At 62.4% G+C, this 21,906-nt stretch carries 13 protein-coding genes and 2 pseudogenes; all 15 read left to right on the top strand.

Annotated features, from left to right (window positions below):
- The first annotated feature begins 404 nt into the window (after nucleotides 1–404).
- Nucleotides 405–4,970, top strand: a complete 4,566-nt coding sequence (locus AC1AXT_RS06205) for a SpaA isopeptide-forming pilin-related protein (RefSeq protein ID WP_476540605.1) — start codon at nucleotides 405–407, stop codon at nucleotides 4,968–4,970.
- Between the two features lie 671 nt (nucleotides 4,971–5,641).
- Nucleotides 5,642–5,860, top strand: a complete 219-nt coding sequence (locus AC1AXT_RS06200; RefSeq protein WP_476540604.1) for a hypothetical protein — start codon at nucleotides 5,642–5,644, stop codon at nucleotides 5,858–5,860.
- 76 nt (nucleotides 5,861–5,936) lie between these two features.
- Complete coding sequence (locus tag AC1AXT_RS06195) at nucleotides 5,937–7,751, top strand: SIR2 family protein (protein WP_476540603.1); 1,815 nt, start codon at nucleotides 5,937–5,939, stop codon at nucleotides 7,749–7,751.
- A gap of 521 nt (nucleotides 7,752–8,272) precedes the next feature.
- On the top strand, nucleotides 8,273–8,827 hold the full coding sequence (locus AC1AXT_RS06190) for a transposase (RefSeq protein ID WP_476540602.1): 555 nt from the start codon (nucleotides 8,273–8,275) through the stop codon (nucleotides 8,825–8,827).
- Nucleotides 8,824–9,714 carry an IS3 family transposase gene (locus tag AC1AXT_RS06185; RefSeq protein WP_476540866.1) on the top strand — a complete coding sequence of 297 codons (891 nt, stop codon included), beginning with the start codon at nucleotides 8,824–8,826 and terminating at the stop codon, nucleotides 9,712–9,714. Before AC1AXT_RS06190 ends, AC1AXT_RS06185 begins: the two co-directional genes overlap by 4 nt.
- A gap of 185 nt (nucleotides 9,715–9,899) precedes the next feature.
- On the top strand, nucleotides 9,900–10,118 hold the full coding sequence (locus AC1AXT_RS06180; protein ID WP_476540601.1) for a hypothetical protein: 219 nt from the start codon (nucleotides 9,900–9,902) through the stop codon (nucleotides 10,116–10,118).
- A gap of 157 nt (nucleotides 10,119–10,275) precedes the next feature.
- A pseudogene (locus AC1AXT_RS06175) lies at nucleotides 10,276–11,254 on the top strand (peptidase U32 family protein); the annotation flags it as partial.
- Nucleotides 11,255–11,568: 314 nt separating this feature from the next.
- Nucleotides 11,569–12,018 (top strand): annotated as a pseudogene (locus AC1AXT_RS06170) (U32 family peptidase C-terminal domain-containing protein); the annotation flags it as partial.
- A 490-nt stretch (nucleotides 12,019–12,508) separates the two neighbouring features.
- Nucleotides 12,509–13,804 (top strand): purine nucleoside phosphorylase YfiH/LACC1 family protein, encoded by a 1,296-nt coding sequence (locus AC1AXT_RS06165; RefSeq protein WP_476540600.1) that lies wholly within the window; start codon nucleotides 12,509–12,511, stop codon nucleotides 13,802–13,804.
- Nucleotides 13,805–13,968: 164 nt separating this feature from the next.
- Nucleotides 13,969–14,748, top strand: coding sequence for an IspD/TarI family cytidylyltransferase (locus AC1AXT_RS06160; protein ID WP_476540599.1), 780 nt, complete (start codon nucleotides 13,969–13,971; stop codon nucleotides 14,746–14,748).
- Between the two features lie 224 nt (nucleotides 14,749–14,972).
- A complete protein-coding gene (locus AC1AXT_RS06155) occupies nucleotides 14,973–15,647 on the top strand; it encodes a pyroglutamyl-peptidase I (RefSeq protein WP_476540598.1) in 675 nt (224 codons plus the stop codon).
- Nucleotides 15,648–15,728: 81 nt separating this feature from the next.
- Nucleotides 15,729–17,624: a DivIVA domain-containing protein gene (locus tag AC1AXT_RS06150; protein WP_476540597.1), complete on the top strand. Its 1,896-nt coding sequence runs from the start codon at nucleotides 15,729–15,731 to the stop codon at nucleotides 17,622–17,624.
- Between the two features lie 107 nt (nucleotides 17,625–17,731).
- Nucleotides 17,732–19,093, top strand: a complete 1,362-nt coding sequence (locus tag AC1AXT_RS06145) for a C1 family peptidase (RefSeq protein WP_476540596.1) — start codon at nucleotides 17,732–17,734, stop codon at nucleotides 19,091–19,093.
- Nucleotides 19,094–19,345: 252 nt separating this feature from the next.
- Complete coding sequence (locus tag AC1AXT_RS06140; protein ID WP_476540595.1) at nucleotides 19,346–20,473, top strand: 3-deoxy-7-phosphoheptulonate synthase; 1,128 nt, start codon at nucleotides 19,346–19,348, stop codon at nucleotides 20,471–20,473.
- A gap of 123 nt (nucleotides 20,474–20,596) precedes the next feature.
- The gene (locus AC1AXT_RS06135; protein ID WP_476540864.1) at nucleotides 20,597–21,793 is read left to right on the top strand and encodes a 3-deoxy-7-phosphoheptulonate synthase; all 1,197 of its coding nucleotides are present in this window, start codon (nucleotides 20,597–20,599) and stop codon (nucleotides 21,791–21,793) included.
- The last annotated feature ends 113 nt before the right edge of the window (nucleotides 21,794–21,906 follow it).

Raw genomic sequence — 21,906 nt, 5'->3', positions numbered from 1 at the left:
CGCCCGCCGCTGAAATATGCAAACGCGAAAGCGTTTGCGGCCTTGTTCGGGAGTCGCTGAGAGCGAGCGAAGCGAAGCTCGAAGCGGTGGGTGGTCAGCCCCCGTTGCCATAGGCAACGGGGGCGTCATTGTTTTTCGTTAGAAAAACAATCTCAAACAAATCACCAACCCTGTCCACCCTAGAAATCCGCAGAATCCCGCCCCTTTCCAAGATTTTGTAACGGTTTTGAGAACCCATTGACGTTCGCTTACCGTAAAAATACACTTGAGATTCGTGACTCGTGCAGTTCGGGGGATGAACTGTACCCAGCCGCAAGGGTTGCAACCATTTTTCTTAAGTTTCGGCGCGAGGGGCGCCGGAGGTCCCTGGGTAGGGCCCGTCGACCTGATGAGAGGAATAGAGCATGGCGAAGCGATTCTGGAAGCCTGGCTTCCTAACCACTTTGCAGACACGGAAAGGCAGCGGTGGCGGCGATGACGCGAGCCGCCCCTCTTCCGCTAAGGATTTGAACGGCGCATACGCCGCCAAGACCCGCAAGAAGCTGTCATCCCGCGCCCTCGGCTGCATGGTCGCCGGCGCAATGATGCTGACTACCGCGATCGTGCCGGTCTTTGCCGAGCCGGAGACGGCGATGGCGGATACGGGGACGCCGGGTATCTGCTCGCCGCAGGATGTTTCGATGGGTGAAAACATCGACCTGTCCAAGGAAGACACCGGTGTGGCCACGTTCGTGGGCCGCGATCTGTATATCGGCGGTCGTCCGTCGAGCACGACGACGCTGGACAGTGGCAATGCACCGGGTGGCACCTATACGGTGGAAGTCGAAGGTCTGACACTGGTCAACGGCAAGCTGGCGATGAACCCGATTGGCACCTCTTGGGATGGCCACGGCGTCCGCTTTGGCGCTGTCGGATTCGGCGCCATGTTCCGGCCGGCCACCGGGTCCACCGCGCTCGTAGTGCGTGGCCAGCAGTCGAACATCGGCACCATCTCGCTGAATGGCATTGATACCGGCAATGTAGGCGCTTGGGCTCGTGGCGGCTTCCTCGGCGGCACCAATTCCGATAACATCTGGTACAAGGCCTCTATCGCCGGTAATGAAACGAAATGGAATAGCAATTCCAATCGTTCTGCGCTAGTGGCTAAGTACTCGGATTGGGCCACGTCATCCAACATCACATGGAACGCCGAAAACAATGGTGACCCTTTTGCTTCGGTAAACGGTACCGACTACACCAACTTCCTGGAGAACAACCTGCGCAAGGATTCGAAGAACCTGCTGCGCTCCACTCCGGTGAATGGTAATGCCGACACGACTGTGAACGTCAATGGCCGTACCGTGACGTTGACGACGGTGACGGAATCGGCGGGCTATGTGGACCCCGCCACCATGACCGAAGCTGGCATCTATGTCACCAAGGGCGCCAACGAAACGATTTCACGCACGAAGTATACGAATGACGGCACGCCCGCGTTCACCCGCACCTATACCGACAGCTACAACGAACGTCTGATTACGTTCGTCGGTGACGACAAATCAGCGATGCAGGTCTTCAATATCGATGCAAAGTATTTCTCGGATGGCCTGTCTGGCGTGTATTCGTCGCAGTACGGTATTTCGTTTGCGTTCAAGGGCATTCCGGCGAATGCTTCGGTGGCCGTTAACATTGTCAATGCTCCTGACTCTGGTATTGAATACCACAATGGTTGGCGCTTCTACTGGGACGGTACCGACATTGCCAATGGCTATGGCAACCCGAAGCTGTCGGAATATGACACTGCTTCCAAGTCGGTGATGTGGAACTATGCCGATACCTCTTGGCTGAAAGTCCTAGGAGGTATGAACGGAAACGGCGATGACGATTCCGCGACCGCCACGCTGGGTAGCATCATGGTGCCGTATGGCGACTTTGAGAGCCATACGACGACCAACGGCCGCGTGTACGTAGGCGGTGACTTGATGTTGTACAGCCCGACTGCTGCAATCTCCAACAACATCGGTTCGACTGCTTCGATGATCTGGATGGATCAGGAACGCCACAACTATCCTTGGTCCGGCTCCTTCCGCTCCGACTGCGCCGTCATTGAATGGAACAAGACGGACATGAGCGGTAATCGTCTGGGCGGTACGACGTGGGGTCTGTATGGTTCGCTGGAGGAAGCGACCAAGGACTACGCTGACCGTACCGCCATCCTGGAAATCACCGACGACGACTATGCGTCCGGCGATATCTATAGCGATGTTGCCGGCTACATCGGCGTGCAGAACCTGAACCCGAACGCGACGTACTACATTCGGGAAATCGCGACCAACAACAACGACTACACGGTAAACAGCAATGTCTATCAAATTGTCGTAGGTGATGCGGGCGATTCTCCGTTTACCGTTGGTAACGTCTATGATTCCAAGGGCGACGAAATTACCAATGACGACGACAAGAAGCTCGTCCAAACGCAGGCGAAGGACGAAGATGGCAATCTGCTGTTTAATGCAGACGGTTCCAAGCTCATGGTGACGGCTATCGGCAATGAAGCGGCCGGTGGCACCGTTTCGTGGGGCAAGACGTCGACCGAGGATCTTGAGCTGGAAGAAGGCGCTGCGGATACCCGCAATCCGGAAGGACTCGCCGGTTCCGAATGGCTGTTGACGAAGGTCGTGGAATACGAAACTGACGACGACGGTAACACGAAGTACGATGAGGGCGGCAACCCTGTCGTGGCGTCTCCGGAACAGAAGTGGAAGGTTGAAGACGTCGTCTACAACGTCGGCGATTTCTACATTCAGGATGATACCGCCACCCGCGTGACCGACTTGGAAACGCTGAGCGGCTCCTTCTCGGATGTGGCCGAAGGCTCTTCGTACGTGCTGACCGCGGTCGCCGAAGGCAAGACAGCGCAGGATGTGGTTCCGCAGGAATTCACGTGGGAGTCCTCGGATACGCAGGCAATCACCATCGTGACGTCCAACAAGGGCGCATCGGCAACGGTCAAGATCAACCATTATCCGACGGACGGCAACCCTGTTATCGTGACCGTCACGGGCCCGGATGAGCGCCAGATTGCGCTGGAATTCACAATTCTCCAGTCTACCGTTACCAGTCTGACCGTGTCGGACGGCGATACCGAAATCTCCTCCCACTTCCTGTCTGAGTTCGATCTGCCGAGCACTACTACGGGCTCGGTAACCGTTGGCCTGAATGCTACGAAGACCCTTACGTCTGAAGTGGTTGCCGACAATGGTTCTCCGACGCCGGTGTGGTCCTCTGATGACGAAAGCATTGTGAGGGTCAATGCCACTACGGGGCAGATGACTGGCGTCTCCGAGGGCACCACCAAGGTGCGGGCCGTGGCGAATAACGCTTCGGTTGAGGTGAACGTGACGGTCGAAGACTTGAACAAGGTGACGATCTACATTGCGAAGAGCTTCGCCGAAAGCAAGCTGGGGTATACCGTCAATCTGTATTGGATTGGCTCTTCCGGCGCCACGACTACGTCCATGACGCTGGGATGCAGCAACTCCTACTACTACGCCACCGTGAATAACGCAGGAGCCGCTTTTGATTTCGTCTTCAATAACGGCAGTGGCACATGGCTCAACTACAACGACGTATCCGGTTCCAACTTCACGGCGAACGCTGGTGAACGCTTCATTGTGGTGACGAGCGCCAGCTCCTACGCTGCACAGTCGAGCGCGCCTTCGGGCTGCTCTACCTCGGCATATGCGACGCAACGCTCGGCAGCTCGTGTCACCTCCAGTGGCAACTCCGCTGGTGCGTCTGTGCCTAGCACTGAAGGTCTCGAGGTTTACGAGGACAAGAACGGTGCTGCTGGCAAGATCAAGCTCGTCGGTCTGGCAGCAGGTACCTACACGTTGCAGGAAACGAAGGCTCCTTCCGGCTACTTCATCAACCTCACCGTGTATTCCTTCACCGTGAGTGCCGATGGAACTGTCGACTGGGTCGATGGCAAGTCTCCTGAACTGGTGAATGGCTACTACTGGATTGGCGATGAGCCAATCGAAGTGAGCTGGGAGAAGGTGGACGCGGACAACGGGAACGCCAATCTTGCCGGGTCCACGTGGACGATTGTGCACACTCCTAAGTACGGTACCGGTTCAACATCAGTAACGGTCAAGGACTGCATTGAAACTGGTGACGATGCGGTCAACTGTCCTACAGAGGAATCTACTGGTTGGTACTGGGACATGAATACCACCGCTGGCAAGTTCACACTTAAGGGCCTTCCCGTCGGTACGTACCACCTCACCGAGGACACCGCGCCGAACAACTATGTCGCTTCGACGGATATCTGGACCTTCACTATTGACTCGACGTCTTCGACCCCAGTAGTGATTACCAAGGTGACTGGTGACAACTCGCTGGTAGCGCAGGAAGAATCTGTGTTGAAGGTTCCGAATACGCCGAAGACGGGCGAAGCCAGCTGGACGAAGGTGGATGCTTCTGAAATCTCGAAGCTGCTTGCCGGTTCGGAATGGTCGCTGGATTTCTACGCCCATACGGTGCAGGATGACGGTACGGTGGCCAAGGCTACGGCGTCGACGACGTACAAGGTCTACGACTGCGTCGGCGACGGTTCCACGTCTACGAACTGCAGCCTGATGGATGCTGATGTCAAGAATGATGTGGACACCGCCGAGGGCAAGTTCAAGCTGTCGGATCTCGGGTGGGGCACGTATGTGCTGACCGAGACGAAGGCGCCGGAGGGGTACAACAAGACCGATGAGGCGTTCACCGTTGTCATTGGTCCTGCGGTTGGCTCCTTGGCTACGGCGGATGGTGCTGTTTTCGCTGCGTCGTTTGGCACGGATGGCCTGATTGGCAATGAACCGGGTGTGGTGCTTCCGGCTACCGGTTCTGGCTTTACGATGACTTGGCTGATGATTGCCGGTACCGTGATCGTCGTGATGGCGCTCATGGGCACTGCGCTGATGGTGCGCAGGGAGTCGTGAGGTAGGAGGGGAATCCTCTGTTGCGGTTGGTGGCTGCTCTTTGAGCAGCCACCAACTGACCACCCCCCGAAAACCGCTGCGCGGTTTTCGACCCCCGCCAGCGGGGGTGAGAAGGAGGGAAGACGTTTATCGTCTCCGCCATGGGGCGGGAGAAGAGGTTGACTCTCCTCCCGCCAGTGGGGTGGGGAAGAAGAGCTTGAGAGCGAACTGGATGATGTTTGGGTGAACGTAGGGAGAGCGGTTCGTATGTGCGTCAGCCGGAGTGGAGACCGGTCGCATGGATCTCGAGCAACATGACATGCAGGCCAGGAGGGCGGCGCAACGCAAGCGCCGCCCTCCTGCATTTCCCCTAATCAGGGATGCCACGTATAAGAGGAAGCCACTCCCGCTGGCGGGAGTCGGTGAACCGGAGCGTAGCGACGGCGAACCGGTGGGTGGTCGCAAACCGGCAAAGCCGGTTTGCGCGGGTTCGAGGTGGAGGGCGAAGCCCTCCGGCGAGAATCCGCATTGGAACGGCAACGCCGCGCTAAACAAAGCGAATGCTCGCCGGAGGCCCACGGCCCTCCACCTCGCACTCGCGCAAACCTATCGGTTTGCCGGCGCTCAAAACCAATCTTGGATGCGGAACAGGCTCGATGAGCGGTAAGTATCGATGGCGATAGCATGAATCTATGGAAGTGAAGGTTGAAGAACGGTATTGCTACCGGGTGCAGTGGTCGCCGGACGATGGCGAATTCGTCGGGACGTGCGCGGAGCTTCCCGGACTGAGCTGGCTGGATGAGTCGCTGGGCAGTGCGTTGTCGGGCATTGTGCAGGTTGCCGGGGAATGCGTTGCGGATATGGTGGCGCATGGTGAAAGGGTGCCGGTGCCGCTTAGCGAGCGCGGTTGACGAACGGCTTGGTTGTTCGCTGTCGGTTTGCCGGCGCTCAAAACCCATCTCAAGCCCTGACGCTGACGGTGCGCTCGTGGATGCCGAGTTCGCGCTCGTCACGGCCGACAACGGCATTAACATCGTCGTGATAACCGATGAAATCTACCTCGAAGACGCTGCGGAACCTTGGCAGAACAGAAACCAGACGGGGCCGCGGCTAACGCCGCGTAGCATCCCCCGTCGGCTGGTACAGTGGGCGGAGACAAAACATATAGGAAATGGCTCAGGAGCAAAACGATTGATGAATGGGAACGCCGACAACGCTGCCTTTAACGCGCATGTGCAGGAAACAGTGAGGCGAATAATCAAAAAGGCCAACAAGCCGCCATTCCTGTTCATCGGATCCGGCGTCTCCCGCCGATACATGAATGCGCCGGACTGGGAGAGCCTGCTCAGGATGGTATGCGACGAATTCCCCTTCATGGGACCATTCAGCCGCTACGCCGCAATAGCGGCAAATCGCATCCCCGTCGACCCTAGGAACAGCGAAGCGAAACGAAAAGGAGATCAGCTGCCCTACGTGGCATCTGAAATGGAAAAAGCCTTTCTGCAGGGAATCTACGATGTCCCTGAACGTCGCGAATGGCTAAATGCCCACGATTCCGACATCACACACGGTATAAGCCCAATGAAGATCTTCCTCTCGGAGATACTAGGGGCACTGTCCCCATCCCTCATGCTGGATGAGCTCTCCTTGTTGAGCAAAGCATCGCGGATGGTAGCTGGCGTAATCACCACGAACTACGACAGGCTTATGGAGTCAATCTTCCCAGATTTCGACGTATACTGCCGTCAAGACGACCTCATCTTCTCTCCACTGGCGGAAGTAGGCGAGATCTACAAGATCCACGGTTCGGTGGATGCTCCGGAGACAATGGTGCTCGACGCCGAAGACTACGAAAAACTCAATACCGACCAACGCTATATGCTCGCGAAAATCATGACGGTCTTCGCCGAATACCCGATCATCTTCATTGGCTACTCATACAACGATTCGGATGTACGGAGAATCCTGGAAACGATCGCCCAATGCGCTGGGGAACAACGGACCGAAGAACTTTCATCACGCTTTGTCTTCATCGACTATTCCACGGATTACAAGGTTATCGAGAAGGATTACGGGTCCAACGTGCTCATGATGACCATACAAACCAATGACTTCAGCCCTATTTATACCGCCATTGCGGAAAGCCCCCAGCGCTTCGCCCCGAAAGTCGTCCGGCAGCTACGCCAGCAAGTCGTCCAGGCGGCCTATTCAGAAGAACCTGCCATGCAGGCAATCCTGGCCCAGTTTGCCGATCTAGACGAATTGCCCTCCGACGCTCCCATCGTGGTAGGAATCGAACAGCACGTCTATGGGCGTGCGCCCGAGGGAGACGACCTCTATGAAGAAGTCCTGTTCGAAAAGGAAAGCATACCAGCATCAATAGTGGTGTCCTATCATCTAGACAGGATGCTTCGGCAAAGGCAACTGCCCGTCTACTATTTCGTCAGGCAATACTCTGGTTCCCTAGGCGAGAAGGTCCGGGAATATCTATCCACCTGCGGCAGCATGGAGACCTTCCTAAATGACACTCAAAGAAAGAGGAAGATTCAATGGCGCAATCGATTGCCGCAGCGAAGCATCGCGGGGCTCCAGGAACAGTTCGGCAATGACGCCTACAAGCATCTGACCCTACTGGATGAGTCAGAAATCGATGTCAACGAATTAAGAACGCTCCTGAAGGCTGTCGCCGTTCCAATGCGTGAAAAGAACGGCAAATTCGATTCCGACATGCGCAAGGACATCCGCATACTGGATTACCTAGCGTACGGCAAAAGCTATAGCACTCTCAGAAAAGACATCTGATGCAGCGTACCCCTGCAGTCACCGCCATTAGCCTGCCCTCTCTCTAGGGCATACCCGACGGCTTAGCAGGGGCACCACCGTTAACAGCGTAAAACCACGCGTAAGCTCCACGCTTATCAGGTATTTTACACGCCTTCATGACGATAGTAAACGCTCTCAAGCGGCAGTAAGCGTGTTGGTGATGCAGTATAATCAGCAATCCTGACTGCAGCAGCCGCGGTCAGCATTCCTGAATCGACCCTCTTTCAAGCGTATCGAATTCCATACGCTTGAAAACGCATGTTTCAGCCGGCGAGTTGCGGTATCGCGTTGCCCATTGGCTCGGCGAGGTCCGCTTTGCCTGGTGTGGCATTGCTTTTCAACGCGGATTCTCGCCGGAGGGCGAAGCCCTCCACCTCGAATCCGCGCAAACCTTCGGTTTGCGACCACCCCCCGAAAACGCTTCGCGTTTTCGACCCCCGCCATGCACTGCTCTAGGGAATTGAGGTATTTCTTTGACGGTGCGGGAAGGGAGTGGAATCATGGGAAACGATAGGTCCGGCGTTGGGTTGCGTGGCCGTGCCGCCGACCTGTTCGGCCACGGCCTGGGCTACCGGAACGTGGCCAGGTGCGTGGGCATCGGCCAGTGGCGGGCGCGCGTCTGGTGGCACGCGTACCAGGTTGAAGGCCGCGAGGGGGTGATGCAGGTCGGCGTGGGCGAGCCGCGCCGGTTCACCGAACAGCAGCGGCTGGCGGCGTGCCGCGACTACGTGGACAACGGGCTGACAATCGTGGAGACGATGCGCCGGCACGGCGTGCTGGATTTCGCCCGGCTCAGGAGGTGGATCGCGCGCTACCGGCGCGGGAAGGACGCTGCGATGGCAGGCGGCAAGGCGGCCGCGAAGGCCGCGACGACGATGGAAAAGACGGAAACAACGGCGCCGGGGAAGGCGAAGGGGCCGGGGTCCAGGCCGCGCCTCAAGCCGGCGGTCAACCCCGAGATCCCCAAGTTCCGCGACGAGCGGGAGCGGGCGCAGTACTGGCAGGCCAGGGCGTTGTACCTGGAAAAACTGGCTGCCCTGCGGGCGAAGGGCTGACCAACCGGCGCAAGGCGTCGGTGGTCGCCGGGCTCGCGGGGCGCAAGGGCATCCTGCTACGCCACCTGCTGGACATCTCGATGCTGGACGATTCGACCTGCTACCGGCTGCGCGGCCAGCCCGGGCCGCCCGAACGGCACGCGCACGTGCGCGAGCTGATCCGGCGCATCTGGCGGCGGGTGCCCAACGGGATGGGCTACCGGCAGATGCATTTGCAGCCCACGCGCGGCTACGGGATCTCGATCGACGACGAGACCGTGCGCCGGCTGATGCGGCGGATGGGATTGAAGACGGCGATCCGGGGCGGCCGGGCCTGCTGGCGTTCCTACCGGGGCGACCGGCACCTGCACATCCCGAACCTGCTGGCACGCGACTTCCGCGCCGCCGGCCCGTTCGAGAAGCTCGGCACGGACGTGTCGGAATTCGCGTTCACGGGCGGCAAGGCGTACCTGGCGATCGTGTACGACATGGGCAGCAAGGAGATCGTGTGCTGGCAGCTGTCGCGCAGCCCGGGCATGGCGCAGCAGCGGCTGCTGCTGCGCATGCTGGCCCGGCGCCTGCCGGCCTGGGCGCACCCGATCCTGCACTCGGACATGGGCTGGCAGTACCAGCACCCCTGGTGGGTCGGCGAGCTCAGGCGCATGGGCATCCGCCAGTCGATGAGCCGCAAGGGCAACTGCCTGGACAACGCCGCCACCGAACAGGTGTTCGGCCACATGAAGGACGAGTTCTACCGGGGCCGCACGTTCGACGGGTTCAGGCAGCTCAAGCGCGAGATGGCCCGCTACGCCAGGTACTGGAACACCAGGCGCCGGCAGGAAGCCATCGGGGGCATGACCCCGGTAGAATACCGCAAGCACGCCGAACGGCTCCGCAAAGCCGCCTAGGCCCGAAACAAACTCTCAAAAAAACAAAGCAGATCATGGCGGGAGTCGGTGAGCCGAGCCAAAGGCGAAGGCGAACCGGTGGGTGGTCGCAAACCGGCAAAGCTGGTTTGCCGGCGCTTAAAACCAATCTTGGATGCAAAACAGGCTCGAGGACAGGTAAGTATTAATGGCGATAGCATGAATTTATGGAAGTGAAGGTTGAAGAGCGGTATTGCTACCGAGTGCAGTGGTCGCGGGATGACGGCGAATTCGTCGGGACGTGCGTGGAGTTCCCGGGACTGAGCTGGCTGGATGAGTCGCTGGTCAGTGCGTTGTCGGGTATTGTGCGGGTTGCTGGGGAATGCGTTGCGGATATGGTGGCGCATGGTGAAAGGGTGCCGGTACCGATCAGCGAGCGGGGTTGACGAACGGCTTGGCCGTTCGCGCAAACCGGCTTTGCCGGTTTGCGACCACCTCCCGAAAACGCTTCGCGTTTTCGACCCCCGCCAGCGGGGGTGGCGTCCGGGGACGGGCGGGGTGGCAGGCTTGATGGGGTGCGGTAGAGTGGGCGGCATGACGAAAATGGTGATGCGCAGGAAGCCGGAAGTGCTCGCGCCGGCGGGGAATCTGAGGGGATTGAAAACCGCCGTCGACTACGGGGCGGACGCAGTGTATTGCGGCGGGAAGGCGTTCGGGATGCGCTCGGCGCCGAAGAATCTTAGTTTGGAAGACTTCGAAGAAGGCGCGAGGTACGCCCACGAACGCGGCTCGCAGGTGTACGTAACCTGCAATATCCTGCCGCGCAACGACGAAATCAAGCCGATCGAACGCTACCTTGGCGACCTGCGCGACACCGGCGTCGATGCGCTCATCGTTACCGATATCGGCGTGCTGATGATGGCGCGGCAGGTCGTTCCCGAGCTGGAACTGCACGTGTCGACGCAGGCCGGCGTCACCAACTATCTCGCCGCGAACGCGCTGTACGAACTCGGCGCGCGGCGGGTGGTGCTCGCGCGCGAAATGGACCTGCAGGCGGTACGCGACATCCGCGCCAACATTCCCGACGATCTCGATATCGAAACGTTCGTGCACGGGTCGATGTGCATGGCGTTCTCCGGGCGCTGCCTCATCTCCAATTACCTGACCGGGCGCGACGGCAACCATGGCGAGTGCGCGCAGCCGTGCCGCTGGAAGTACTCGCTGGTGGAGGAGAAGCGGCCGGGGCAGGTATTCCCGATCGAGGAGACGTCCGCGGGAACCTACCTGTTCAATTCGCAGGACATGTGCCTGATGGAGCACCTTGACGAACTCATCGACTCGGGGGCGACGTCGCTCAAGATCGAGGGACGCGCCAAGTCCGCCTACTATATCGCCGCGATGACGAACGCCTACAAGACGGCCGTCAACGAATACATGGTGCAGCGCGGGTTCGAAGCGCCCGACGGCACCGTGCTCAAGCCGTTCCATGATTGCGTGGTGCGGGCTTCCGATGCTGATTCGGGCGGAGCGCTTGAGGCCAATTTCGTAGACTCGGTGATGCTGCATGCCGACCAGGCGTTCTCGGGGATGCCGGGGATGGATGAATATGAAGGTGTTCCCGAAGAGGAACTGGCCTCGGGAGAGGAACCGGAATTCGCCGATGATGTCTTTGCCCAGGCCCGGTTCCTCCCCAGCCGGCGTGTTGAGGAACCGGACCCAGAAAAGGGCGAGGAGGCTCGGGTCGGGTTCCTCTCGGGACGGCGTGTTGAGGAACTGGACCTAGAGGAGGAACTGGAAGCAAAGAAGGCCGCGCGGGGACAGGCCCGGTTCCTCCCGGGACGGCGTGTTGAGGAACTGGATCCAGGGGAGGAACCGAAAGCGCCCGAGGAACCGGGAGGGTTCGTGCATGCGGGGGTGAGGCCGGCGCCGAAGGTAGTGTTGCCACAGTGGCTGCATGAGGAGCCCTATAAGGTGGCGCATCGCGACTACTCCACGGGCTTCTACTTCCCGGAAGAGAAGGTGACGCAGAACACCGACCGGTCCGCGTACTTCCGCGACTGGCTCGTCGTTGGTGAAGTGCTCTCGTGGAGCCCGGAGGAAGGCGGGCGCGTGACGCTGATGAGCCGCAACAAGATCGTGCCGGGCCAGCTCGTCGAATTCCTGCTTCCCGGTCAGGCGCCCCTCGAGTACATCGTGCCGGACGACGGGCTGCGGGACGCCGAAGGGCTTCCGGTCGCCGAAATCAACAATCCGGCGCACGTCTTCTCCATGCCATGCCCTGTGGAAGTGCCAGTGAATGCCGCCATGCGCTCAAAAACCAAGAAGAAGACCCTCAAGGCCGCCTAACCCAGGCGCGGCGCCCCTATGCCAGGGAAAATGTAGGACATAGGAATGGCGGAATTCCGCCAATTAGGCGGTTTACATTCCGAACCGGGGAAAAATTGTTGGACGCTCTTGACGGAGAGCGTCCAACAATTTTTTGAACCTCCGAAATGTTGGACATCAAAATGGCGGTATTCCAACATCCTTGAGGTTTACATTTTAGGTCTCCGGGAAAATGGAGGAAGGGGAGAGCCTCAGAAAAGGAGGAAGAGGCTGAGAGAGGGGAGAAGCGAAGGTGAAGAAGGGGAAGAATGTCCCAGAGGAGAAAGAGAAGAAGGCAAGGATGGTCGGGAGGGGAGAGGAGAAAGAGAAGAAGGCAGGGATGGTCGGGAGGGGAGGGGAGAGGAGAAAATGAGGCCTAAGGAGAGGCCTTGGGGAGACGTGGAGAGAGAAGGTGTAGCGCCGCGAGCGGAACGGGGTGGCGCGGGGGCGCTCTCTCAGTATTCTGAGCAGTATGAACGACTTTTGTGAAGGCGCGGCCTCCGCGAACGTTCCCGACGGGGATATGGAAGCGCTCGCGGCCCAGCAGGCGATTGAAGACGCCGAGAAGATCATCGATGAGGAAATGGCGCGTGACGACGCGGCCGAGGCGCGGCAGGAGGAGGATCTGAGCCGCGCGCTGGGCGAGGCGATCAGCGAGGCCATCGCGAAGGCGAAGAGCGAGCACGCCGCCGGTTCGGGCCTCGAGCGCGAAGCCGCCGAAGGGGCCACCGACGGCAAGACGAGCGGCATCGTCGACTCGAGCGAGGTCAGCGCCACCGACGAGGACGGCAACCCGGTGCCGGTGACGATCCCGATCGCCATTTCGCCGGACATCACCGTCGTGTACACCACGCGCCTCGGCGGCGCCTCGGGTGGCGACTTCGGCCACTTCAACCTCGGCGGCAAGGGCGGCGACGACCCCGAGGCCGTGCGGCGCAACCGCGAGGCGCTCGCCACCGAGCTGGGCGCCAAGCTGTCGCTGATCTGCCAGGTGCACAGCGGCGAGGCCGTCGACATCGACGAGATCTACCGCGACAACGATTCGTTCGGCTTCGACGCGTCCGGCACCGTCGTCGCCGGCACTGCCACGATCGGCACCAACGCGACCACCGTCGACGACGTCGAGGACATGCACGAGGACGTGCAGGTCATCGAAGGCGACGCGCAGGTCACCTGCCGTTCTGGCATCGCGCTCGGCATGTTCGCGGCGGACTGCCTGCCCGTGCTGCTCGCGGACCCGGTCGCCGGCGTCATCGCCGCGGCCCATTGCGGACGCCTTGGCCTGCAGAAGGGCGTCATCCGCGCCACCGTCGCGATGATGGTGCAGAAGGGCGCGCACAAGGACCGCATCGTCGCCACGCTCGGCCCGGCCATCTGCGGCGACTGCTACGAGACCGGCAGCGACATCGCCGACGCGTTCGACGCGCAGTTCCCGGAAACCTTCACGCTCACCCGGTTCGGAGGCCCCGGCATCGACATCAACAAGGCCGCGATGGAGGAGCTGCAGGAAGCCGGCGTGTCGGAAGCGAACATCATCTCGTCGCGCCCGCGCGTCAACGCGGCCACGCAGTACCTCGCCGAGGACGCCGAACTGGCCGAACTGTGCCGCCAGGACAACGAAGGCGACCCGGAGCTGGCGGAACGCATCGGCGCCATCAAGCATTCGATGTGCACGCTCGAGAACCCGTTGTGGTTCTCGCACCGGCGCGCTACGCTCGCCCATAAGGACCATGAAGGCAGGATGCTGGCGCTGATCGTCAAGCGGTAGGACGGCCAGGGCCTGGCAGCCGGAGGAACCGGGGGTTGTAAAACAGCCACCCCGGGAGGAGGAACCGGAGAAACCGGCCGGCTCGGCCAGCCCAGCAGCCAAGCCAAGAGGGACAAGCCAAAGCGGAACAGGCAAAGCCAAGCGAAAAACAAGAGGAAAGTGGCATGAGCGAAACCAGCGAAATCAAGGAAGAGCAGATGGCTCCGGACGCGCCGAAGGCGCCCGTCGTCGCCGTCGTGCTCGCGGCCGGCAACGGCCTGCGCTTCGACCCGGAGAACCCCAAGCAGCTCGTCGCGCTCGAGGGGCTGCCGATCGTGGGCTGGAGCATCGAGGCGTTCGAGAAGAACCCGAACGTCACCGACATCGTCGTGGTAGTCAACGACAAGGTGCGCGAACCGATCGAGGCCCTCATCGACGAACGCGGCTACGGCAAGGTCAAGGCGATCATCGACGGCGGCGCCGAACGCGTCGACAGCACCGAAGCCGCGCTCGCGGCGCTGCAGCACCACGGCGTGCCCGGCAACGCGAAGCTGCTGATCCACGATTCGGTGCGCCCGTTCGTCACGCAAGCAATGATCGACGGCTGCGTCGCGATGCTCGACGAGTTCACCGCCGCCACCGTCGCGTGCGAATCCACCGACACGATGCTGATTTCGAAGGACCTCGGCGACCGGCGCGTCATCGCGTCCGTTCCCGACCGCCGCCACAGCTTCCGCGTCCAGACGCCGCAGGCGTTCCGGTTCCGCACGCTGCGCGACGCCTACGACCTGGCCGCGCACGACCTGGGCTTCCAGCCGACCGACGACACGCGCGCCGTGGTGGAGTACCTGCCGGAGGAGCCGGTCGCCATCGTCGGCGGCTCCCCGCTCAACATGAAGGTGACGACCCAGGCCGACATGCCGTTCGCCCGCATGATCGCGAAGGGATTGAAGGAATCCAAGTAACGGCTTCCAAGGTTCCGGAACCGGCAAACAGGGCTAAAGGAACCGGAACCGGGAAACCGCGGCTAGGGAACCAGACCAGAGGAATCAGCCCCGGGCAGCCAGAGGAACCGGAACCTGCTAGATAGCCCCGGAAACTGGAAGTGCGGGGCTGCACATGGCAAACTGGTCACAGGGCGGCAACTAGGAGCCGCGCGGGCAGCGGCGCAATGGACAGGGGTGCAAGGATGGATATTTCGGTGCTGGTTTCGGGGTTCGACCCGTACGACGGGGTCGAGGTGAACCCGTCGCTCGTCGTGCCGCGCACGCTTCAAGAGCGCGGCCTGGGCGCGCCGGGCGGCCCCGACGACCCGCTCGACGGCGTCAACGTCACCATCCACAGCGCCACGCTTCCCGTCAGCTTCGTCAAGGCGTGGCCGCTGCTGCACGACACGATCGAGCAGACCCGTCCCGACATCGTCATCGCCACCGGACTCAAGCGTGCGGCGCGCGGGATCCTGCTGGAACGCTGCGCCGAGAATCTCAAGGATACGAACCGGCCCGACGCCGACAACTTCACGCCGCGGCGCGAGGAAATCAACCCCGACGGCCCCGCCGCGTTCTGGACCGGGCTGCCGCTGCGCGCGATCCTCGCCGCGTTCACCGACGACGGCATTCCGGCGACCCTTTCCAGCCACGCCGGAACCTTCGTGTGCAACGCGCTGTTCTACCATCTCCAAGATTGGGCGAGCCGCCAGGAACGCTGCCTCGCCGGCTTCGTCAATCTCCCGTTGGTCAACGAAAGCCCGCACCCGCAGCACGGGCTGCCGCTGGAAGCGCAGGTCACCGCCGTGGGCGACGTCGTGCGGGAAGCGGCGCGCTATTTCCTCAAGCCCAGCAGCGCGCCGATATTGCTCGGCTAGTCGGCGCGTTGTCGAGAGCGTAAAAACTAGGGAACCAACTAGAGTAGGGAACCAAACGAACGCTGGATGGAAGGACTTGACATGGTGGATCGGTTCCCGGTCGTGTTGCGCGGCTACGACAAGGACAGGGTGGATGAAACGCTCACTGCGGCGCAGACGACGATCGAGCGGCTGCGCGAGCAGGTGAAGGCCAGCGACGACACGATCCTGCAGCTGCAGGCGCAGCTCCAGGAAGAGAAGAACAGCAAGGCGAACGCCACGAACACGTTCGCCTCCCTCGGCGCCAACGCGCAGCAGATGCTCGCGTCCGCCGAGCAGACCAGCACCGAGCTGCTCGAGCGCGCCAAGAAGGACGCGGCGAGCACCCGCAAGGAAGCCGCCAGCCAGGCGCAGACGCTGATCAACAACGCGAAGCTGGACGCGCAGCACCTCATTTCCGACGCGACGAGCAAGGCGGAAACGCTCGTGTCGAACGCGCAGTCCGAAGCCGACACCATCCGCAAGAGCGCCGAGGAGGACGCCACCCAGCTGCGTACGCAGACGGCCAAGACGGTCGCCGAGCAGCGCGCGTCGCTCGATCTCGAACTCACCAACTCGCGCGAGGAGCACGACAAGCGGCTCGCCTCGGAGCGCGCGCAGCAGGAACGCGAGCTGTCCGACCAGCAGGCGTCGGCCGCGCAGACCATCGCCGAGCAGCGCAAGAACGCGAACGAGGAGATGGCGCGCCTCAAGAGCGAGACGAACGACCAGATCGAGGCCGCGCTCGCCGACGCGAACAAGAAGCTCGCCGACGTGCGCGAGCAGGTCTCCAAGATGATGACCGAAGCGCAGCGCAAGGCCGGCGAGATCACCGACGCCGCCCGCGCCCACGCGCAGGAGATCACCGACAACGCCGAAGTCGACCGCACCCGCACGCTTTCGCAGGTGCGCGCCGAAGTCGAGCAGATCCGCACCGACATCGCCGCCCAGCAGGACGAGGCGACGGCGAAGGTGGCCGAGCTGCTGCAGAGCCTCGAGGAAAGCCGCGCCAACGCGAAGGAAGAATCCGAAGCGCTGATCGCGCAGGCGAAGAACACGCGCGAGGAGGCGGACGAATACGCGGCCGCCAAGCGCCAGGAAGCCGACGACCAGGCCGCCGACATCATCGCCAAGGCCGGCAAGGAGGCCAGCGAGCAGGTGCAGGAGCGCCGCCAGGCCGCGCAGGCCGAGCTCGACGGGCTGCAGGCGCGCATCGCCGACCTGCAGAGCCGCGAGGCCAACATCACCCAGCGCGTCTCCGAGCTGCGCTCGATGTTCGCGAACGCGTTCGCCGGGTTCGGCTTCGGCGTCGACGACCAGCACTCCACCGACGGCATGTCGGTGGTCAACGCCGTCATGTCCGACGACTCGATGCCGGTGACGCCGAGCGGTTCGGCCATCGTGGAGGACGACGAGCTCGACGCCGTCGACACGGCCGCGCCGGTCGCCGGGGCCTTTTCTTCCGCTGACAGCGCAGCCGCCGAAGGTGCCGAAAACGGCGCCACGACTGGCTTTGCGGGCGATTCGGGCGCCTCTGAGATGCCCGTGTCGTTTCCGCCGCAGACTACGCTGATTTCTACCGGGACGCAGGAAGCCTACGAATCCTCCACAGGTGCTTCCAGCGTTTCGGAAGAATTCGAGATTGCGGGGGGCGCTGCGGAATCCGAGAACGTCAGCAACGCTGGAAACGATGCCGACGGCGGTGACGGCGATGTCGCCTCTGCTGCGCAGGAATCCGGCGAGTTCGCCGCGGTGCCCCCAATCTCGGCTCTTGGCGACGAAACCGTGATCGTCGACTCTGGCGAGGCGACGGCGGTGCTGGCCGACGGAACCGAATCCGTAGCTGGTGACAACGCCGGGGAAAACGGTGACGAACCGTCCGACGACACCGCCGACGAGGACATTCCGGTCGCCAACGAACAGGAAACCACCGTCATCCGCATGGTCGAGGGCGACTAGCGGCGTACAGTAGGAACCAAGCACACAGCGGCGCTTCCAATCGGGAGCGCCGCATCGTTTTTGCACGCACCGTGCCGGAGCGTGCACGGAAGAAGAACCGAGGAAACATGACGGAAATCAAGCCGCTGACGCAAGGCGAGCTGGATAATCTTGAAGCGGCGTTCGACGGGCGCGCCGCCAACCGGATGGCGATGAACGCCGTCACCGCCGCCGGCATCGACAAGGTCGCGCGCAACTACGACCGCGCGCGCCTGCTGCAGCACCGCTTCTCCACCACCGTCGACAACGGCGAGGCCACCCATCAGGACCGTTCCGGCCGCTGCTGGCTGTTCAGCTCGCTCAACGTCGCGCGGTTCGTGGCGAAGAAGAACATGAATCTCAAGGAGTTCGAGTTCTCGCAGAACTACGCGATGTACTGGGACAAGATGGAGCGCGTCAACTACTTCCTGCAGGACATCGCGGCGCTCGTGCGCGCCGGCGAGCCGGTCGACTCGCGGCTGTTCCAGCACATGCTCGCCGACGTGATGGGCGACGGCGGCCAGTGGACGATGGCGCTCAACGTCTACAAGAAGTACGGCGCCGTGCCGAAGGACCTGTACCCGGAAACCGAGTCGAGCAAGAACACCGGCGAAATGAACACGCAGCTCAAGCATATGCTGCACACCGCCGTGGCGCACATGGTGGCCGCGCAGGCTGCCGACGGTGCGGATGCCGACGCGGCGATCGACAGGATCATCGCCGACGCGACGGCTGCCGGCCACCGCATCCTGACGATCCACCTCGGCGAGCCGCCGAAGTCGTTCGACTGGGAATGGAACGACGCCGACGGCAACTTCCACCGCGACGGCGAGATCACGCCGCAGGAATTCTGGAAGAAGTACGTGGGCGACGCCGATCTGGAAAGCTACGTGTGCCTCGTCGACGACCCGCGCAAGGAGCACCCGAAGGGCCGCAAGATCGCCATCGAACACCTGGGCAACGTGGCCGGCGGCGACCCGACCGAGTACCTGAACGTGCCGGTGCAGTTCATGAAGGACTGCGTGCGCGACATCCTCGTCGAGCAGGGCATTCCGGTGTGGTTCGGCGCCGACTGCCACCCGATGATGGACCGCGAGGACGGCGAGTGGGCGACCGACCTGTTCGAATACGGCAAGGTCTACGATTTCGACTTCGACATGGACAAGGAGCAGCGCGTGCGCTTCGGCGACTCCGCGATGAACCACGCGATGGCGTTCGTCGGCGTCGACGTCGCCGACGACGGCAAGACGACCCGCCGCTGGCGCGTGGAGAATTCGTGGGGCTCCAAGATCGCGAACAAGGGCTACTTCACGATGGGCGACGACTGGTTCGACGAGTACGTCTACGAAGTCGCCGTGCCGAAGGCGATGCTGCCGGCCGAATACCAGGCCGCGCTCGACGAGCCGGCCATCTCGCTGCCCGCGTGGGATCCGATGGGCGCTTTGGCCTGACGTTACGCTGGGTGCCGGTTCCGGCCGGCAACCCCCCAGAGCCGGTTCCATCGGCATTGCTTGCGCCGGCTGCGGGAGCGGTTCTGCCGCCTCGCAGCCGGCGTTGCCGTTCCGTGCGGAAGCGTGCCGTTATGAAACGGACGTTTCGCTCGGCGCGAGCGTTGCGTATAGTTGGAACGCCGGGGAAAATCTTGTGTAAAACCCCAAGATTATCCCCGGGGAAGACGAAACGAACCCAGCGTGAGGTGAGAAATGGTGTTGCGAGGGCCCGACAGTTCGCAGGACAAGCGGCTGATGGACGACGCGGTGTTTCCGGAAACCGTCGACGTGAACATCCGCCAGCTCGACCCGATTCCGGCGCCGCGCTACTTTATCCGCGAGCTGCCGCTCACCGACGCCGCGTGCCAGCTGGTGATGGAGTCGCGCCAGCAGATCCGCGACATTCTGCACGGCCGCGACGACCGGCTGCTCGCCATCGTCGGGCCCTGCTCGATCCACGACCCGGCGGCGGCGCACGAATACGCCACGAAGCTCGCCGCGCTGGCGCAGGAACTCAGCGGCGAACTGCTCATCGTCATGCGCGTGTACTTCGAGAAGCCGCGCACCACGATCGGGTGGAAGGGGCTGATCAACGACCCCGACCTCGACGGGCGCTTCGACATCCGCAAAGGCATGTGGCTGGCGCGCAAGGTGCTCACCGACGTGCTCGCGCTGGGGCTGCCGACCGCGACCGAATGGCTCGACCCGATTACGCCGCAGTACCTGTGCGACCTCGTCAGCTGGGGCGCGATCGGCGCGAGGAACACCGAAAGCCAGGTGCACCGCGAGCTGGCCAGCGGCATGTCGATGCCGATCGGGTTCAAGAACGCGACCGACGGCTCGATCCAGCCGGCCGCCGACTCGTGCTATTCCGCGGGGTTCGAGCACCATTTCCTGTCCATCAACCTGGACGGGCACGTCATTTCGGCGGAAACGAAGGGCAACCCGGACTGCCACCTCGTGCTGCGCGGCTCGACGCACGGGCCGAACTACGACGCCGAATCCGTGGCCGAAGCGCTCGAGGCGCTGCGCCGCTCGAAGGCGGACGGGCCGAACAACGTCGGGCTGGTCATCGACGCCGCGCACGGCAACTGCGGCAAGGACGAAGTGGTGGAAGCGTGGGTCGTGGAGGAGATCGCGGCGCGCGTGGCCGCGGGGGAGCAGGGCATCCTCGGCATCATGATGGAGAGTTTCCTCAAGGGCGGCCACCAGAAGCCGGCGCCGCTGGAGGAACTCGAATACGGCCAGTCGGTCACCGACGCCTGCGTGCCGTGGGAGCGCACGGAAGAGGTGCTGCGCACGCTCGCGGACGCCGTCGCCACGCGGCGTGCCAACCGGTAGCTGTGCGGAACCGGAAGGTTTCCTGGCCCAAACGGCTTGGTGACGTTCCGTTCCGGCTTTGCTGGAAATAGAAAATCTTGGATAAGGAAAACTCGCTGACGGAAGGAAGGAGGGGCGATGGACATGCCGGTTGCGGACGGATCGAACGTCGATCCGCTCAAGCTTGACGAAGTCCACCGGGTGATGGAAGAGGGCGGCAATCCCTTTACCGACGTCGAGGGGCTCGACCGATGGGAAGACCAGGTCGGCGTCGACCGGATCATCAACCGGCGCGTGCTGGAACTCGATCCGCTGCCTACTCCGGCGAGCGTGCTCGCGCAGTATCCGCTCAGCGAGGCCGCGCAGAACATCGTCGCCTACTCGCGCGACGAAGTGCGCGCGTGCCTCTATGGTCAAGACGACCGCCTGCTCGTCATCGTCGGCCCCTGCTCCGTGCACGATCCGGCGGCGGCGCTCGACTACGCGGGGCGGCTGGCGGCCCTGCGCGATGAACTGGAGAGCGACCTGCTCATCATCATGCGCGTGTACTTCGAGAAGCCGCGCACGACGGTCGGCTGGAAGGGGCTCATCAACGATCCGGACATCGACGGCTCGCACAACATCCAGAAAGGGCTGATCCTCGCCCGGCGCACGCTGCTCGGCGTGCTCGACGCCGGGGTGGCGGCCGCGACCGAGTTCCTCGAGCCGACGAGCCCGCAGTATATTTCCGACGCGATTTCGTGGGGCGCGATCGGCGCGCGGAACACCGAAAGCCAGGTGCACCGGCAGCTGGCGAGCGGGCTGTCGATGCCGATCGGGTTCAAGAACGCGACCGACGGGTCGGTGAAGGCCGCCGTCAACGGCTGCTATGCCTCCGCGCAGCAGCACACGTTCTTCGGCATCGACCACCTGGGGCGCGCCTGCGCCGTCGAAACGCTCGGCAACCCGGACTGCCACGTCGTGCTGCGCGGCTCGATGCATGGGCCGAACTACGACGCGGCGTCGGTCGCCGAAGCGATGCGGATGATCCGCGAGGAGATGCCGGCGGACTGCGCGGCCTCGCACGGCCTGATCGTCGACTGCTCGCACGGCAACTCCGGCAAGGACGAAGTGCGGCAGGCCGCCGTCGTGCGCGACATCGCGGCGCGGCTGGCCGCCGGCGAACGCGGCATCACCGGCATCATGATGGAAAGCTTCATCGAAAGCGGCAACCAGCCGGCGGCCCCGCTTGCCGAGCTGACGTACGGCAAGTCGATTACCGACCGCTGCATCGGCTGGGACGAAACGGAGCGGCTGCTGCGCGAGTTGGCCGCGGCGGTGCAGAACCGGCGGTGGGCTTAAGCGGGGCGCTCGCTTGCTCACTCGCTTTGGGTGCCGGTTGCGTTCCGGCATTCCCCAAGATTTTCCGGTCGTTGCGTTCCGGCGGGTGTGTGCGGGAATGGCGGAAAATCCGG

The organism is Bifidobacterium sp. LH_450 (assembly GCF_056356715.1).
This window is presented reverse-complemented; position numbering and strand designations above follow the sequence as displayed.